General features: G+C 40.4%; 12 protein-coding genes and 1 riboswitch. Of the genes, 7 read left to right on the forward strand and 5 right to left on the reverse strand.

Going from position 1 to position 16083, the window contains the following annotated elements; genetic code table 11:
• Positions 1 to 100: 100 nt before the first annotated feature.
• Together QZU77_RS00110 and ribB are read left to right on the forward strand one after the other, a co-directional pair.
• A complete protein-coding gene (locus QZU77_RS00110) occupies positions 101 to 475 on the forward strand; it encodes a DUF120 domain-containing protein (protein ID WP_295598158.1) in 375 nt (124 codons plus the stop codon).
• 39 nt (positions 476 to 514) lie between these two features.
• A riboswitch (FMN riboswitch) is annotated at positions 515 to 650 on the forward strand.
• Between the two features lie 56 nt (positions 651 to 706).
• Complete coding sequence (ribB, locus tag QZU77_RS00115; RefSeq protein WP_295598160.1) at positions 707 to 1390, forward strand: 3,4-dihydroxy-2-butanone-4-phosphate synthase; 684 nt, start codon at positions 707 to 709, stop codon at positions 1388 to 1390.
• Here ribB and QZU77_RS00120 read toward each other — a convergent pair whose 3' ends face one another.
• The 4 genes from QZU77_RS00120 to QZU77_RS00135 all read right to left on the reverse strand — a co-directional run bounded on the left by QZU77_RS00120 (position 1391) and on the right by QZU77_RS00135 (position 10275).
• On the reverse strand, positions 1391 to 1804 hold the full coding sequence (locus QZU77_RS00120; protein ID WP_295598162.1) for a hypothetical protein: 414 nt from the start codon (positions 1802 to 1804) through the stop codon (positions 1391 to 1393).
• A 1-nt stretch (position 1805) separates the two neighbouring features.
• Complete coding sequence (locus tag QZU77_RS00125; RefSeq protein ID WP_295598164.1) at positions 1806 to 3299, reverse strand: DJ-1/PfpI family protein; 1494 nt, start codon at positions 3297 to 3299, stop codon at positions 1806 to 1808.
• A 93-nt stretch (positions 3300 to 3392) separates the two neighbouring features.
• Positions 3393 to 4763 carry an Asp-tRNA(Asn)/Glu-tRNA(Gln) amidotransferase subunit GatA gene (gene gatA / locus QZU77_RS00130; RefSeq protein ID WP_295598167.1) on the reverse strand — a complete coding sequence of 457 codons (1371 nt, stop codon included), beginning with the start codon at positions 4761 to 4763 and terminating at the stop codon, positions 3393 to 3395.
• Positions 4764 to 4914: 151 nt separating this feature from the next.
• Complete coding sequence (locus tag QZU77_RS00135; protein ID WP_295598170.1) at positions 4915 to 10275, reverse strand: Ig-like domain repeat protein; 5361 nt, start codon at positions 10273 to 10275, stop codon at positions 4915 to 4917.
• Between the two features lie 274 nt (positions 10276 to 10549).
• On the opposite strand from QZU77_RS00135, the gene QZU77_RS00140 reads away from it, so the two are divergent.
• On the forward strand, positions 10550 to 11344 hold the full coding sequence (locus QZU77_RS00140; protein ID WP_295598173.1) for an HAD family hydrolase: 795 nt from the start codon (positions 10550 to 10552) through the stop codon (positions 11342 to 11344).
• Between the two features lie 150 nt (positions 11345 to 11494).
• On the opposite strand, the gene QZU77_RS00145 is transcribed toward QZU77_RS00140, so the two are convergent.
• Positions 11495 to 12208, reverse strand: a complete 714-nt coding sequence (locus tag QZU77_RS00145; RefSeq protein WP_295598176.1) for a sugar phosphate isomerase/epimerase — start codon at positions 12206 to 12208, stop codon at positions 11495 to 11497.
• Between the two features lie 67 nt (positions 12209 to 12275).
• On the opposite strand from QZU77_RS00145, the gene QZU77_RS00150 reads away from it, so the two are divergent.
• From QZU77_RS00150 to QZU77_RS00165, 4 genes are read left to right on the forward strand one after another with little or no spacing between them, the layout of a single operon-like run.
• Positions 12276 to 12680: a PadR family transcriptional regulator gene (locus tag QZU77_RS00150; protein ID WP_295598179.1), complete on the forward strand. Its 405-nt coding sequence runs from the start codon at positions 12276 to 12278 to the stop codon at positions 12678 to 12680.
• Positions 12677 to 13726 (forward strand): ATP-binding cassette domain-containing protein, encoded by a 1050-nt coding sequence (locus tag QZU77_RS00155; protein WP_295598182.1) that lies wholly within the window; start codon positions 12677 to 12679, stop codon positions 13724 to 13726. The genes QZU77_RS00150 and QZU77_RS00155 overlap by 4 nt, the downstream gene beginning before the upstream one ends.
• Positions 13713 to 14867 (forward strand): ABC transporter permease, encoded by a 1155-nt coding sequence (locus tag QZU77_RS00160; protein WP_295598185.1) that lies wholly within the window; start codon positions 13713 to 13715, stop codon positions 14865 to 14867. The genes QZU77_RS00155 and QZU77_RS00160 overlap by 14 nt, the downstream gene beginning before the upstream one ends.
• Positions 14868 to 14880: 13 nt before the next feature.
• The gene (locus tag QZU77_RS00165) at positions 14881 to 16083 is read left to right on the forward strand and encodes a PQQ-binding-like beta-propeller repeat protein (RefSeq protein ID WP_295598188.1); all 1203 of its coding nucleotides are present in this window, start codon (positions 14881 to 14883) and stop codon (positions 16081 to 16083) included.

Consider the following 16083-nt stretch of genomic DNA (forward strand, 5'->3'; position numbering starts at 1 on the left):
AATTAATGTGATAAAGTTTTGCAATGATGTTAAATTAACGAATCGAGTAAATATTTCAATACTTTTATTGCTTACATATAATTTAAATGAGGATTATTTAATGAAAATTGATGGTGAAGTGACAACCGGTTTGGGCAAGGCAGCATATTTCCTGTCACAGGAGTTTTATACGAAGGAATTTAGAAAAAATCTGGGTTTCATACCATACCCGGGAACGCTGAACGTCATCGTCAGCGAGGAATACCTCGATGAAATCAATGAGGTGAAGGACAGCTGCGAAAACATAATCAAACCCGACACAGAATTCGGGGCAGTGAACTATATTGAAGCCGTATTGAATGATGAAATCAAAGGCGCAATTGTTTTTCCGGCAAAGACAACTCATGATGAAAACTATCTTGAATTCATCGCCGAAGACAGGCTGAGAGACAAGCTGGGCATTGAAGACGGCGATACTGTATCCCTTGAATTTTGATACCGCAAACTATTTTATATATGACGAATATATTTTTTAATACGTTCTCAGGGGAGGGTGAAATTCCCCACCGGTGGTGATTTTTAAAATAAAATAAGTCCACGAGCACAATGGCAGTGTTGATTTGGTGAGAATCCAAAACCGACGGTTACAGTCCGGATGAAAGAGAAGATAATAGTTAATATAGTTATTTTTAACCCTGGTTCTAGTAAACATTTAGGAGACATTACTATGAATCAAGAAACAAATTTAGACAAAGCACTAGAAGCCATCAGGAATGGTGAATTCGTACTGGTTTTCGACGATGACGACAGGGAAGGCGAAGTCGACATGATCATCGCTTCCGAATTCGTGACCCCAAAATCAATCGCAACTATGAGAAACGATGCGGGAGGATTAATCTGCAACTGCCTGCACGCTGACTTCTGTGATGCAATACACTTGCCGTTCATGGTTGACATCATGGCAGCTGCAACCGAGAAATACCCTGAGCTTGCTAAACTGGCGCCTAATGACATTCCATACGATGAAAGGTCATCATTTTCAATATGGGCAAACCACAGGAAATCATTCACTGGCGTAACAGACCACGACCGTGCAATGACCATTAGCGAAATGGCTTTGATGATGAAAGAGGAAAGATTCGATGAGTTCGGTGCAACATTCCGCTCACCGGGCCACGTATGTCTTTTAAGAGGAGCAGACGGACTTGTCAAAAACCGTCAGGGACACACCGAGATAGGCCTTGCATTATGCGAAATGGCTGGTGTGACTCCGGTATGTGTTGTCTGTGAGATGATGGATGGTGAAACAGGACAGGCTACAAGCGTCGCTGACGCCCGCAAATACGCAGAGGAAAACGGTTTAATCCTTTTGAGAGGCGAAGACATTATTAATAAATATCTAGAGGAATAGCTAATTGGGATTATTGCACTTATTGGCTATGTGCTGAGCGACAAATTCCATTATTTGCTGATACTTGTAGGAATTATAAATGCTGAATGTGACGTATCTTCCGTCATGCATTTTAATTTCTAAACCATTTTTTACTTCTTTTGACTTGTTTATCTGGGAAATCATGCTCCATTTTATTCTTAGGGTCTTGGTTTTCAACGCCTTTTCGATATGGATTCCGTCATCCATGAACTTAACTTTTTTTACCAGTCTGCGGTTGATGTCTGAGTTTATTTGAATGTTCCCGTTTTCGTCAAAGACATAATCAGGTATCAGGCAGGTTGCCTTCCATCCTGTTTTCATTTTCTTAAGGACATGTGCCCTATCCTTTTTTGTAAGCTTGACTCCCTTTTCAGGGCTTAGATTAAGTGCCATTTTATATCACCTTGCTTTTTATCTCATCGAATGAGTAGATCTTGTTGAATTCGACCTCACGAGCCATGCTGATTATCAGGTCAATGTCCAGGTTATCCTCCACCAGATCCATTGCATGGGATGTGAAGAGCTCATATCGTATCTCCACTTCAGGGATGAACCCTCTCATGTCTGCGGATTTCAGTTTTGGAAGCTTTAGAACATTTTCCACACTGGTGTTGTTCTTGATATACGGAACCACATTGTCGAATATATCGTCATTGTATACTTTATTTAAAAGTATGGCTTCTACAGAGACTCCGAATTTCTCAAGCATGTTGGCATGTGAAACCAGGTCAATTGCCGCTGATTCGATTCCGCCCTTGTTGACGCCTGAAGCCAGTATCATCGGAATGTCTGATGACATTGCTATTTCAGCAGCTGAGAACGGTACCTTCTCATTCAAAAGACCGGTGAACACGCTCATAACGCCCTCAATCAGCACTATGTCATAGTCTGATCTGTTGAGTTTCGCGACGGTAGACTCAATGTCCATCCATCCGAGGTGTCCGATTTTCACTGATGCAAACTCTTCCATCCTGCCCTTGGTCAGGTAAAGTCCCGGTATGATGTCGCGCACATCAGGGCCGACCTTTAAAAGAGCCACATTATAGCCTCTTTTTGTAAGCGCACCTGCAAGCCCGGTCACGATGAATGTCTTGCCTGAGTCTGACCCGTTGCTTCCAATCATGAGGTATTTGGGTTTCTTGAATGCTTTTATTTGAGGTATTTCAATGCCGGTGTTGATTCCGACTTCATGTTTGAGGTATTTTTTAACTTCCATGTTTCTATTGTAAATATTGTCGATGTCTACTGCATCTATTTGTTCCAATAGATTATCTACAATTATCGGATTTTCATCGAGTATCCCATGAATCATTGTTCCGATAACGTTTCCGTCATCGTTGCATGCGCCGGAAAAGATATTGTACTCGCCGCTTTCATTGGTGTCACCGTAGTTCATCCTCTGGACCTGTGAATAGAATAATGGCTTCGCGTCACCCTCAACCTTTCCGTAAGTGTGGGTGTGGAAACCGTCGACGTCTTCAGTCTGGTTTTTTGTTAAAAATGAGTTGTCAAACACCTTCGCCTTTACACGGTCGCTTGTAATCAATGGTGAGAAGTCAACATCAATCAGTCCGAGGCCCGGCTTCACTATCGGCACTGGGGATTTTCTGCCGATGTCTATCTGATTTGACAGCAATTGAAAGCCGGCGCATATTCCGATGATCGGCTTTCCGTCACGTGCCATCTTTTTTATTTCAGTGTTCAATCCCATGTTGATGTCATTTGACTCAATAAGCGTGCCGCCTGGGATGATTAATGCATCCAATTCTTTACTAGCCCTATTCCCGTTTACCAGTCCGTTTTCCTTAACAATATCGGTTGGCAGGCATCCGAAATCCTCGAATCCCGGCACTGCACCATTGATATAAGCTAGTCCTATTCTTGTCATGATAATATCCTCTTGTATAATCTATTGTAGTTCTATTAATATAAAATTTAAGAGGTGCATTTCAAGTGTAAAAATGTCTATAAAAAAAGAAGTTTATTGAGTGTTTTCAAAAACACTCATTGCTTTTATGATTTTTTCATCATCCAATGGTTTTGCCTGAATCTGCAGACCGACTGGAATACCATCAACCTCGCCTGCAGGTATGCTTGCCGCTGGAATGCCTGCAAGGTTAGCTATTACAGTCAATATGTCGTAGGCATACATTTCCATAGGCTCGAGCTTTTCGCCGATTTCGTGAGGGAGCTTTGGAACGGTTGGTCCGACAATCAAATCAACGTTTTCAAGCATTGAGGTGATTTCCCCTCTGATGACTGACCTTGCCTTTAATGCTTGCTTGTAGTACTTGCCGCTGAATTCAGCTTCAGCAATGTGTGAACCGATCTTGATTCTTCTTAACACTTCGTCACCGCAAACTTCTTCGATTCTGGAACCGTAATCCCTTCCATCGTATTTCCTGGTTGCGGAGAAGAATTCCACATAATTGATAAGGTAATATGTTGGCAGGCATAAGTCAATGTAGTCGAAGCTCACTTCAACAAGCTCAGCGCCTGCATCAACAAGTTTTTGAATTGCCTTATTGACAGTCTTGTTGATTTCATCATCGGTAACGTCAATGAATTCCTTACATACTGCTATTTTCATGCCTTCTAATGAGGTGTCACCTAATACTTCGGTGAAGTCAGGCTTGTCCCAGTCAAGGGTTGTGCATTCGGTTTCATCATACTTTGCAATGGTATTCAATGCAAGTGCGATTCCGCTAACGTCATTTGCCAATGGTCCGATTTGGTCAAGGCTCATGGACAAGTCCAAAAGACCCTGTCTTGATACTGCACCGTAGGTTGGCTTGAATCCTACCACTCCACAGTGGGATGCAGGGTTTCTGATGGATCCTCCGGTGTCTGACCCGATTGAAATGTCACACATTTCAGCTGCGATTGCCGCTGCACAGCCTCCTGATGATCCTCCAGGGATTCTTCCCATGGCGGCAGGGTTCTGGGTCGGTCCGTAGTAGGAGGTTTCGGTTGAGCTTCCAGCTGCGAACTCATCCATGTTCAATATACCGATGATTATTCCGTCTTCTTTAAGGATTTCATCAACAACGGTTGCATTGTAGCTTCCATAATAGTCTTCCAGGGTTTTGGAAGCTGCGGAAATGATTAAGTCTTCAACATTAATGTTTGCTTTTATACCAAATACCAGTCCAGCTAAAGCGCCGACATCTTCGCCGTTTGCGATTTTCTCATCAATAGCTTCTGCTTGTTTTAATGCATTTTCATAGTTCAATTCAATGAATGCATTAATCTCATCGTTATTTTCATCGATGACTTTAATGAAGCTTTCCACATTCTCTTTAGCAGTCATTTCTCCATTTTTAATGGAGTTTAATTTTTCAATAACGTTCATTAAAACACCTTAATAATCGTAAGTTATAATATTAATAGTTTATTTTTTAAGGTTTATAAAGTTGTTTTTTTTAATGGAAAAAAGATTGTTTTGAAAAAGTTGATGATCTGATTTTAAAAAAAGAAAAAGTATAGGAGAAAATATTTTTCCCCTATTTGATTGTTATTGTTACTTTCTTGGTTGTTGCCTTGTAGTAATTGTTGCCTTTGAATTTGATGGTGGCTTTGAATTTACCTTTTCTAGACAATTTCTTGATTTTAAACACGGCTTTACCTTTGGCATTTGTTTTTGCCTTGTAGGTTTTTCCTTTAACTTTTAAGGTAACTTTAACTTTCTTGATAGCGTTCTTACCTGATTTTAAAGTTATTGTGTATTTTTTAACTTTTTTAGTCCTTTTAAAGGTTTTCTTCTTGGCTGTTATCTTTGATGCGGCTTTTTTGACAACCACTTTACCGGTATAACTTGAGTTAGCATAGGTGCCATCGCCTTTGAATACAATGTTTGCAGCGTATTCTTTAGGGTTCAATCCGTTGGTGGACAGTCTGGCCACACCTTTTGAACTTGTTTTGACGACGCTTGTTTTGCCGTTGATTGTGATGCTGACACTTGCTGATTTCAATGGGTTTGCGTTTTCATCCTTGAGTATTACCATTAAGTTGCCGTTTCCATTGTAGGTTGTTGTCACTGATGGTGCGAATATAACGGTTTTTATTAATTCAGGTGCTGCTTCAACAGTTATCCTTTTTGCATTGGAAACCGCTCCGTAATTCTCATCACCTGAGTAGGATGTTTCGATCAAATGAGCACCAGGAGTTAAGTTATTCAAAGTAATGTTTGCAGTACCGTTTACAACAGGAACAGTAGCTATTACTTCACCGTCAACCCTAACGGTCACGTTTCCGGTTGCATTTTCAGGCAATTTAACATCGATTGTTGCGTTGTCGCCTGCTTTGACATCAGGAATAGTGATGTTTGCTTTAGGAGATTCAGGCTTGTAGGCTCCGTTGAATTTGAAGGTCTTATTTGATGGGTTATAACCGCCATTTCCTTCGAATTTGATTAATGCATCGCCGTTTGCAACGCATGGAATGTTGAAGTTACCGTTTTCATCAGTTGTTACATTAGCTTTAATATCTCCGATTTCATATGAAACGGTTGCATTGCTAACTGGTTTGCCTTCACTGTCAGTCAATGTTGCATTGATGCTTGAATCCTCATTAACGGATACAATATCTATTTTAGTATTTTTGATTTCAACAGTTAAATTGACAGTTTGATTGTCAACAGTAGCTTCAGTTACATAAGTTGAATCTTCAGGACTGACTGGAATTGATATTTTATTTGCAATAGTGCCATTGCTGATTCCTAAAACCGCACCAGTAGCATTGATAGTGAATTCTCTAGCAGGTAAACTTCCTTCATAGTCGGTTAAATTTTCACCATCGAAGGATTTAAATGCTAATTCAACACCATTGTTGCTTGGATTTAATGTTAATACTAGGTAGTTTTCAGGGTTTACTACTTCTGAGCTGATTTCTCTGAGTTTTAAAATATAATTGGAAAAGAAATAGGAAGTTCCAATGGTAGCATTCTTAAATGTAGCGTTGTTGCTTCCCCACCAGTTGTTGGAAACATCCATTTCAAGAGTTTTACCTGAAGCAATTCCTATTTTTGCAGTATCATTTGATAAAATAACAGAATTGTGTATTTCTACAGACAAGCTACCTGAGTTGAGAGCTGCAATAATATATTCTACATTTTCAAATAAACATCCGTCAAATAATCTGTGGGAAGGAAATGTATTTCCGTCATTTCTTGTGTAGAATAAGCTTACTGCCTGTAAATTTCTGAATGTTGAGTTATAGACCTCAATATCTCCAGGCATGATTGTATTACCTCCTCCCACAATGTTCCAGGAGTTAAGTCCACCAAATGCGTTTGGAGTGTATCTTGCGCCTTGATTTTCGAATGTGGTGTTGATAACTGTCACATGTTCACATGATCCGATTGCAAGACATGTAAATGAATTTTGTGGTTGGTTAAAACTATGAGGTAATTCATCAATGGTTCTGTTAGTAACGGTGAGAATAGAGTTTTCTATTGTAATGTTACCGTATTGACCACCAAATGCACCGATAGCCACTAAATCCATATTATTATAATAACAACTTATACTGTCAATTACTTTTGAATTTTTCATGTATAATGTGCCCTGATTTGCAATAGTGGATAATCTGCCTGCATGGTTTGCTTCGAATGTTGTATTGTCGATTATTAAAACACCATCGTTGTAAATTGCTCCACCGTAATATATATTTGTGGATACGTATACATTACCGTTATCGAAGAAGTAGGAATTGTTTATAGTTAAAGTACCTGCGGTATTGATAGCTCCACCGTAGTTACCTTGTCCGTTTATGAATATTACATTGTCAATTTCAACATTTGCACCTTTTTCAACATAAATTGCAGATTGGCTAATACGAGCAGCTCTATTTAAGGTTACATTAGCTAATGTTAATTTAGAATTACCTGGCAAAGCGGTAATGAAGTAATCAGCTTCACTGTCTGAGATATTTACTTTATCTGCATCTTCACCGACAAGCAATACGTAAACAGTTGTTGGAATTCTTAAATTGGTATTTAATTCACCAGTGTAATTGCCTTCTAAAACATGAACAGTAATGTTTGTGGATTTTGCATAACCTTCACTTAATGCTTTAGAAATGGATTTGAATGGATTGTTTTCACTACCGTTACCTTTTTCATCATCACCAAGGCTGTCAGATACATATAACTCAATGCTGTCTAAGGCATCAGCAATGTTTGTAGATATGACGCCATTTACGTAAGTATCGTTTTCGGTTGCATATTCATAAATGCTTGTGAATTGATAGTCTTTATCGTTTTTAAATCCGACATATTCCCAGGTTGCATTTTGATTGATTAAATCGGCCTTGCCGATTACATCACCGTCAAGGTAGAAGGTTACTTGACCTCCTCCAATGATTGCACCTGATGGATGGGTTACTGTTACGGTTAGGATATCGGATAATTCGGTTACATTTTTGCTGTTTGCAGTAATTGTTAAATCATTTAAGTTTGCAAATGCATTGTTTCCTGCACTAGGAGCTATGAATATGTCATTTCCACAAGATGCAGTATTATTTTTGAAGATGACATCTTCAATAATCATTTCACATACCTGACCGTTTTTGGAATGGTATAATAAGTATATTGCACCACCATTGCCTGCTGCAGTGTTGTTGATGAATTTTCCGCCTTTGATTTTAGCGCCGGTAGTTGCTAATCCTGCACAGTTTCTGGATGCACTATTGTTGATGAAGGTAATGTTTTCCACTATAATTTCTGTAGCCATATTGCCGTTGCTTCTGTATTGGGCAACATAACTTGGAACTTTATTATTAATGAACTTGTCATTGATTGAAGTAATGTAATTACCGGTTGCATATGCAATGTTTGATGCAGTTCCTGTTACTGTATTTGAATCAAAAGTGTTATTAATACTTATTAAGTCACATTGAGCGTAATATGCTGCACCACCGGAATAACCATCGATTGTGTTGCCTTTAAAGGTATTGTTTTCTAAACGAACTTTAAAACCGTTACTGTTTGATAACCAGAGTAAACCGGTTGAGGTTTTACCATTACAGTTTTCAATCACTGAATTGGTTAAAACTAAATTATAAGCGTTGATTGCCTGAGTGGTTCCGTTAATTATTTTTAAGTTATCAATGTAAGCTCCATTATTAGGTGATTGAGAACGGATTGTGCTGGAGTTTATTACAATATTATCTTTCATTGTTAAAGCGTATGCATCCACTGGGCAGCCGTCACAGTTGATTAAGGTTAAGTTAACCAATTCGATTTCAACTTGTTGGCCGAATTTGAATATGTTTATTGCCTCTGTATCCCATCCACTTCCTTTACTTGCATGTTCAGCATCGATGATGACGTTTCCATAGGATTCGCCGATAATTGTGACTTTTCCAACATGTGAATATGATAAATCCCTGTTCTTGGATCCTTTGTATATGCCGTTTTCAATGTGTACTCTTAAATCTACAGTAGCTCCAGTACCATAATCCAAAGCTTTTTTAAGTGTTAGGAACGGATTGGTTTCGCTACCGTCACCAGTATCATCGTTTCCTTCACTTGAAACCCATACGTCTATAGGGGTGTGATCAAAGTTCACTGTTGCACTGCCGTTTATTACAGTTACATTGAAGTGATTGGTATTGTCATAGGCCTGTGTACCGGATATTGTGTGTTCACCGTTTTCCAATAATTTTTTCATCGGCAGGGTTGCAACGCCGGTTGCATCGGATTTTGCTGTGCCGACTTTTTCATCGTCAATGTAGAAGATGATTCTTGCACCGTAAACCTTATTTCCCATATCATCTGTCACATTTGCTTTTAAATCAAAACTGGTTCCGTCAATATTCAAACTTTCAAATTCAACTCTTGCGTTGAAGTCAGTTGATGAATAAAGCGGTGTTGTTCTTGTTGTACAGTTGATGAATTCATTTCCTTCAAGGTATGCGTTTTGGAAATATATGATTCCTCCGCTTTGACCGGTGTATGTGCAGTTTATGAAAGTGTTGTCAGTGATATTTGCAATTTTGTCTCCATTATTATACATTACAAATAATGCTGCTGCACTGTATGAGTTGGTCAGGTTCTTAAAGGTGTTTTGTCTAATGACTGAATTGCCATATTCTATATATACTGATGGAGCATATGCATATTGGGATGTTGCAGTGCTGCTTTCGAATATATTGTTTATTAAGGTTGCTAGACCATAATTTGAGTAGTATATATCCGCATACTGGTTTCCAGTGTTTTTGTAGAATTTAGAATTTGTGACTGTCAGGTCAGCATTTTCACAATCCACTGCCGCCCTATTGGTAACATAATTTTCTTCAAATACACAGTTGTCAATTGTTAATTTTCCATTTGACCGTATCGCTGAACCGATATCGCCTTTAGCATGTGTGAAAGTTATGTTTATAAATGTCACTATTGAATTGGCTCCTATTGATTTGAAAATTGGTGATGTGTTGTTACCGTCAATGATTGTTCCGCCATTCAAATCCCCGATGAATGTGAGGGATCCGCTATTGCTTTTATGGTTTAGGTTAATCTGCAAGTTTGTATTGTTTACATCTGAGTAAGTTCCACTACCTAAATAAATAACGGCTTTATCGGATGCGTTAACATCGCTGATTGCCTTAGTTATTGTTTTATATGGACTTGCTTCACTTCCCGCTCCGGTATCTGAGCCTTCTGCAGTTTCAACATATATGGTTTTGTTATATGCTGTTGAAGCGTCGTCACTTAGTTTTGAATCGTCATTACTTTCTAATTCTATTGCATCGTCTTGACTTGCTGATGTTGCATCATCAGTCACATTATCTTGAGCGCTCACAGCTCCCAATGATAATATGGTCAGCAATACAATTGTTATTAATAAAGTTTTTTTAAATTTCAATAGTTTCGACCTCTCTTGATTTTCGTAATCAATTAAAATTTGAATACATTTGTAACTTTGTTTAAAATATTATATAATATTTTTTTCATTTCTCTTAAAAAGAACAATCATTCGGTTGTTTTTTTGAATTTTATTTATTTATTGCCTGTTTTTGTTTTGAAAAATCGAATAAGCACCATGAGTCCTCGTAGAGTTTTTTCAAAAATCGTTAAGTATAATGATTGTGAGAGTCTAAATTATAATATTTAAGATTATTTCATGGTGGATGATTATTATGAGAAAAGCGGTTGTATTTGATAACTCCGGAACATTGATTGAAAGGTATAGGGTAATTAAGGATGTTGTCAACGGTAACATTTTCACAGACATCAATTCCCTAGATTTGATTGATCAGGCTGATGCGCTGGCTTTGGTTGTGCTTCAATTCAACACCAATAAGCTATTGAAGTTGGATGAGGACACCTTGATTTCAGATGTTATTAAACAGTTCAATATTGATTTCGACATCAGCTTTTCAACAAAGCAGGTTTCAAAATCTGAAGTAAAGGAGATTCTTTACAATGAGACATCATCAACCATTGCAGACATCACCGATGGATTTGGGATACTGAGGGAAAAGATCCCCCACATGGAACTGTGCAACGGGTCAGCTCTCATCGTTGATATGGACTTGGGCGTTGTGGCATACACAATCACTTCAGCGGGCAAGTTCTTCCCCCGCGTGTTTGAAACTGTTGAAACGTTGAAATCACGCGGCATGGAGATTTATATCGCTTCAGGAGACCGTAAGGGTGCCATTAATAGGTTAGCTAACATGCTTGATATTCCAGAGGACAATGCCTACGGCTCAGTCTCCACCCGTGAAAAGTGTGAAGTGGTGTCCATCCTGCAGGATGCCGGTTTTAAGGTAATGATGGTCGGCGACGGGTTGAATGATCTTTTGGCATTCAAAAAGGCTGATGTGAGTGTCTTGACCATTGAGCAGCAGGAGGAGGTTTCCCCTAAGATGATGGATAAGACCGATTATGTTATTGAGGATATTTTTGAAGTAACTGAGATTGACTTTTAATAGCTATTTTTTTTTTGTTTTGATTTTTCACTTATAACTTATAAGTGACTGTTATTTTTTTATAAGTTATAAGTTATAACTTATGGCCTTAATGATATGATGATAAGTTATAAGTTATAAGTAAGTATTAATGAAAAAATAAATGAGAAGTTATAAGTTATCAATGACTTTCTTGCTTTTAAGGATATTGTCAAAGTTGTTCAATTCAATGATGGCGGTATCAATCCTTTTAAGCAGATTCAGGTCCAGTGTGCCGTCACCCAATGGGATGTGGGAATCCTTAACCCCGTCGTTATCGTTAAGGTGGCAGTAACTTATGTTTTTAAGCGATAGCATTTCCTCAAGGTTTCCGCAGGTGTTCCCGTGGCCGGTGTCAATGGTCAGGCTGCATCCGGTGGCCTCCTGTATCATCTCGATTTCCTCGACAGTGTTTCCCAGAAACTTCTGCCTCATGGGCATGTTTTCAACTGATATCTCCACGTTGGTGTTGTCGATGATTTCCCCTATGCTTTCTATTGCCATCTCCAATGCCCATTTTCTAAGGTGTGGCTCATTGCGACCTATTATCCCAGGATGCACGGTTATGGTGTTGGCTCCTATTTTTTCAGCGTATTGTCCGCAGTGTATCATTTGCCTTACGCTTTCGGCCCTTATCCCCTTGTTTATGCTTGCTATATTTATGTCCACGGTTGCCGCATGCATGCGAATGTCCAGTCCGCAGTCTATGAATGGGGTGTTGTCCTTATCGTATAATGGGTCTTCCGCCAGTATCTCGATTATTTCAAAGTCATGTTTTCTTGCCAGGTTGATGATGTCCTCGGTTGGTTCCATGAACAGCGCCAGTGTTGTAAATCCTAGTTTCATATTTAAATATTAGTAATGCCCATATAATAAATGTTAATATATATAAAATTTTGACATATGGTGAAATATGACAGAAGAAACGAATATTAATAAGACTCCCGAAAAGCTGATAAAGCACTTCACAAATGGAATAACCCATAACCTGATACTATGGATTATTTCAAAACAGACCATTCACGGTTACGGACTGATGAAGAAATTGGACGAGTTCTTTAACTTCGAAAACTCCGAATGTGAATTCACTATCAACTCAAGCAAGGTATATCCAATACTTTCCAAGATGGAGAAGAAGGGATTGATTGCAGGGGAGTGGAAAGTAAATGAAAACAATAAGCGAGTCAAGTACTATTCAATAACCGACGACGGAAGAATGGTTTTAAGCAATATCCAGAATCACATTGGAAAGGTTTTAACCCATCCGGCCTGGGTCGATTACATTGAAGACATGACTGGCAAGGAGATTAACAAATGAAAAACGCAATAGAAACCCATGACCTGACAAAGGTCTACAGCAACAACTTCAAAGCCGTTAACTCCCTCAACCTAGAAATCCCCGACCAGACAATCTTCGGAATGCTCGGTCCCAACGGGGCGGGCAAGACCACAACAATCAAGATGCTCACCTGCCTGATACAGCCGACATCCGGTACCGCAACTGTCGGAGGATATGACGTTCAGAAAAACCCTGATGAGGTGCGAAACCTCCTGGGCATGGTGCCGCAGCAGGTCAGCCTCTACAAGGACCTGACCGTGATGGAGAACTCTCAATTGTGCGCCGACTACTATGGCGTTCCCCATGACGAGCGTGACTCACGCATAGAGGATTTGATGGAGCTTGTGGACATCAAGTACGCCAAGGACAAGGTGGTTGGTCAGCTCTCTGGAGGCCAGAAGCAGAAGGCATCCCTTGTGGCAAGTCTCGTGCACAGGCCTGATATTCTATTTCTGGATGAGCCAACAATAGGATTGGACCCGACCACCAAGCGCACATTATGGGATTTGATAAGGGAGCTCAACGACAGCGGACACACCATCATCCTATGCTCTCATGACATGCACGAGGTGGACATGCTGTGCGACAATGTAGGCATCATCAACACCGGCAACCTCGTGGCCTATGACACTCCACAGGGTTTGAAGGATGCTCTTTTGGAAAGCAACAGGCAGGAAATGACCGAAGCTTTAACTCAGATTTCAGAGGAAAACGAGGTTTCAACCTCAACCAAGGAGGACTTTGAAAACCTGAGCCTGAGGAAAATGTCAGTGCTCCTGAAGAACCAGGATGAAGGCATAATAAATCAAATCAGACTGATAAATGATGTTAAAAGCATTGAAGTTGCAAGAAACGGCCGTATCAATTTAAGAATCGATGCCTTTGATGACATGGCCGTGCAGAATGTATTGGATAAGATTTCACAATCCGGCGGAATCATCAAGTCAATCTACACTGAGGAACCGTCCCTTGAGGATGTGTTCATCAAGTCAACAGCGGAGGTGAATGAGGATGATAGAGTTTAAGAAGTTCTGGTGGATGATTAAAAAAGAATTGATCTCTCTTAAAAGGCACCCGGCCAGACTGGTGTCAATCATAGCATTCCCAATAATAATGATCCTGCTTTTCGGTTACGGCATGGGAGGGGAGATGACCGACCTGCCTATAGTTGTGGTTTCACAAAGCCACGGTGACTTGACCGACCTGACACTGGACACGATCAAGACGACCGAAACCTATCATGTCGTCGAGGTGATGGACAGTCTCGATGAGGGAAAGCAGCGAGTCGACAACGGCGAGGTCAAGGCGGCCATCATACTCCCATCGGATTATGACAAGAACACGTCGAACCAGAAAGCAGTGACACTCTACCTGGACTCCTCCGACCAGATGGCATCACAGATTCTTGAATCATCCACACAGGGAATATTCTACAGGATATCAAATATGGTGGCTTCACAGACCAGCGTATCCACCAAGGATGCTGACATCGAGCCATCTGTAATCCACTCGCTGGATAACTTCAAGGATGATATAGCATTGCATATAAACAGGATATACGGAAACATCAAATACATTGACTTCCTTGTTCCGGCCATTCTTGGAATGACTGTGATGATGAGCTGCATGATGGGTATGGGTGCAACCATTGCAGGTGAGCGTGAAACCGGTGAGCTTGCAAGACTATTCATGACCCCGACATCAGTTGCAACAGTAATTGGAGGAAAGATTGCAGCTAAATTATTAATAGAATTGCTGAGGGCACTGATACTGATATTCATGGCCGTGCTGCTTTTCAACGTCAGCATAAAGGGCGGTTTCCTGCAGACATTCATAGTGCTCGTCATAGGGGCATTGTGCTTTGTAGGATTCGGCATAATGCTGTCCGCTAGGACTTCCACACAGGAGGATTATGCTCAGCTTTCACTGCCGTTCTCAATGCCGATGATGTTCGTCTCCGGAGTGTTCTACCCGATTGAGACAATGCCATGGATACTTCAGAAGCTCGCTTATGTCTTCCCATTGACATACCTGAACGATGCAATGCGCGGGATAATGCTTAAGGGCCAGACATTAGGGGATGTCTGGATTGATCTAGTTGTTCTTTTAGGTTTCACACTATTATTCTTCATTGTAGGTGTGAAACGATTCAACAGGGATGTATAGGAGGTTTAATTAAATGTATAAGAAATTATTAATAGCATTGATCATTGGTCTTTTGTGCCTCTCACCGATAGCCGCCCAAAACTGGAACGCCTTCCAGGGCGACAGTCAGCACACTGCCTACAGGGACGAGTCATCTGACTTTGTAACAAACTTATGGACATTCAACATTGAATCTCCAGTGCACTCATCCCCGGCAATATACAAGGACTACATTTATGTGGTGTCAAGCCAGGGAATCCTCAAGGCCATTGACATGGAGACAGGTGAGGAGGAATGGGATGTTGATTTGGAAGCCCCAAGCACCTCATCACCGATAATACATAAGAACAGGCTCTATGTGGGTTGCGAGGACGGTTTGAAGATAGTCAACATCAACTCCCACAAGATAATCAAGGAATATGACTGCGACAATGTGGCTGCAGCGCCATTCTACTATAAGGATGTGATCTATTTCGGAAGCGATGACGGCCACCTTTACGGTGTCGATGAGGACGCTAAGGTCAAGTTGAACAAGAAGCTAGACGGAGAATTAAAGACTTCCCCAATCGTAGTGGACGATTCAATATATATAGGCTCCACCAACGGCAAGATGTACAGCATAGGAACCGATAAGGATAAGAATTGGGAGTTCACCACAGGCGATGAGGTATTGTCATCTCCGGCTTATGTAAACGAGACCATACTCTTCGGTTCCAGTGACGGCAGCATTTACTACCTGAATGAATCCAAGGGTGAATTAATATGGAAGACTGACTTGAGCAATAAGGTGATTTCCTCACCTACCATCGATGAGTATGACAACAGCGTATTTGTGGGTTCCGATGCGGGCAACATGACATGCCTTGACGTTCGTGACGGCAACATAAAGTGGAGTCACTCAACAGGCGACAAGGTTCAGTCAACCGCAGCGTTGAAGGACAATCTGGTTGCATTCGGATCCAACAACGGCGTATTGTATGTGCTTAACAAGTACACTGGTGCAGAGGAGTTCACATACAATCCGGGAACCGTATTGTTCAACTCAGAAATTACCTCTTCACCGGTTATTAACGGTAACAGCCTGCTTTTCGGTGACGATTCAGGTAACCTTTACTCATTGAACATCAACAAGTATGAGGTGCCAGGCTCAACACAGATGTACTATTCAATCGCCGTTTTGATTATAGTCATTATTGTGGCTATCTTTGTTGTAAAAAAAGTTAAGGGTAGGAAATAA

The organism is uncultured Methanobrevibacter sp., assembly GCF_902774605.1.
In the GTDB taxonomy this organism is placed as follows: domain Archaea; phylum Methanobacteriota; class Methanobacteria; order Methanobacteriales; family Methanobacteriaceae; genus Methanocatella.

What these genes read in the sequence shown, in the direction of transcription:
- QZU77_RS00110 (WP_295598158.1), top strand. Translation starts at nt 101, where the DNA reads ATGAAAATTGATGGTGAAGTGACAACCGGTTTGGGCAAGGCAGCATAT.
- ribB (WP_295598160.1), top strand. Translation starts at nt 707, where the DNA reads ATGAATCAAGAAACAAATTTAGACAAAGCACTAGAAGCCATCAGGAAT.
- QZU77_RS00120 (WP_295598162.1), bottom strand. Translation starts at nt 1,804, where the DNA reads ATGGCACTTAATCTAAGCCCTGAAAAGGGAGTCAAGCTTACAAAAAAG.
- QZU77_RS00125 (WP_295598164.1), bottom strand. Translation starts at nt 3,299, where the DNA reads ATGACAAGAATAGGACTAGCTTATATCAATGGTGCAGTGCCGGGATTC.
- gatA (WP_295598167.1), bottom strand. Translation starts at nt 4,763, where the DNA reads ATGAACGTTATTGAAAAATTAAACTCCATTAAAAATGGAGAAATGACT.
- QZU77_RS00140 (WP_295598173.1), top strand. Translation starts at nt 10,550, where the DNA reads ATGAGAAAAGCGGTTGTATTTGATAACTCCGGAACATTGATTGAAAGG.
- QZU77_RS00145 (WP_295598176.1), bottom strand. Translation starts at nt 12,208, where the DNA reads ATGAAACTAGGATTTACAACACTGGCGCTGTTCATGGAACCAACCGAG.
- QZU77_RS00150 (WP_295598179.1), top strand. Translation starts at nt 12,276, where the DNA reads ATGACAGAAGAAACGAATATTAATAAGACTCCCGAAAAGCTGATAAAG.
- QZU77_RS00155 (WP_295598182.1), top strand. Translation starts at nt 12,677, where the DNA reads ATGAAAAACGCAATAGAAACCCATGACCTGACAAAGGTCTACAGCAAC.
- QZU77_RS00160 (WP_295598185.1), top strand. Translation starts at nt 13,713, where the DNA reads ATGATAGAGTTTAAGAAGTTCTGGTGGATGATTAAAAAAGAATTGATC.
- QZU77_RS00165 (WP_295598188.1), top strand. Translation starts at nt 14,881, where the DNA reads ATGTATAAGAAATTATTAATAGCATTGATCATTGGTCTTTTGTGCCTC.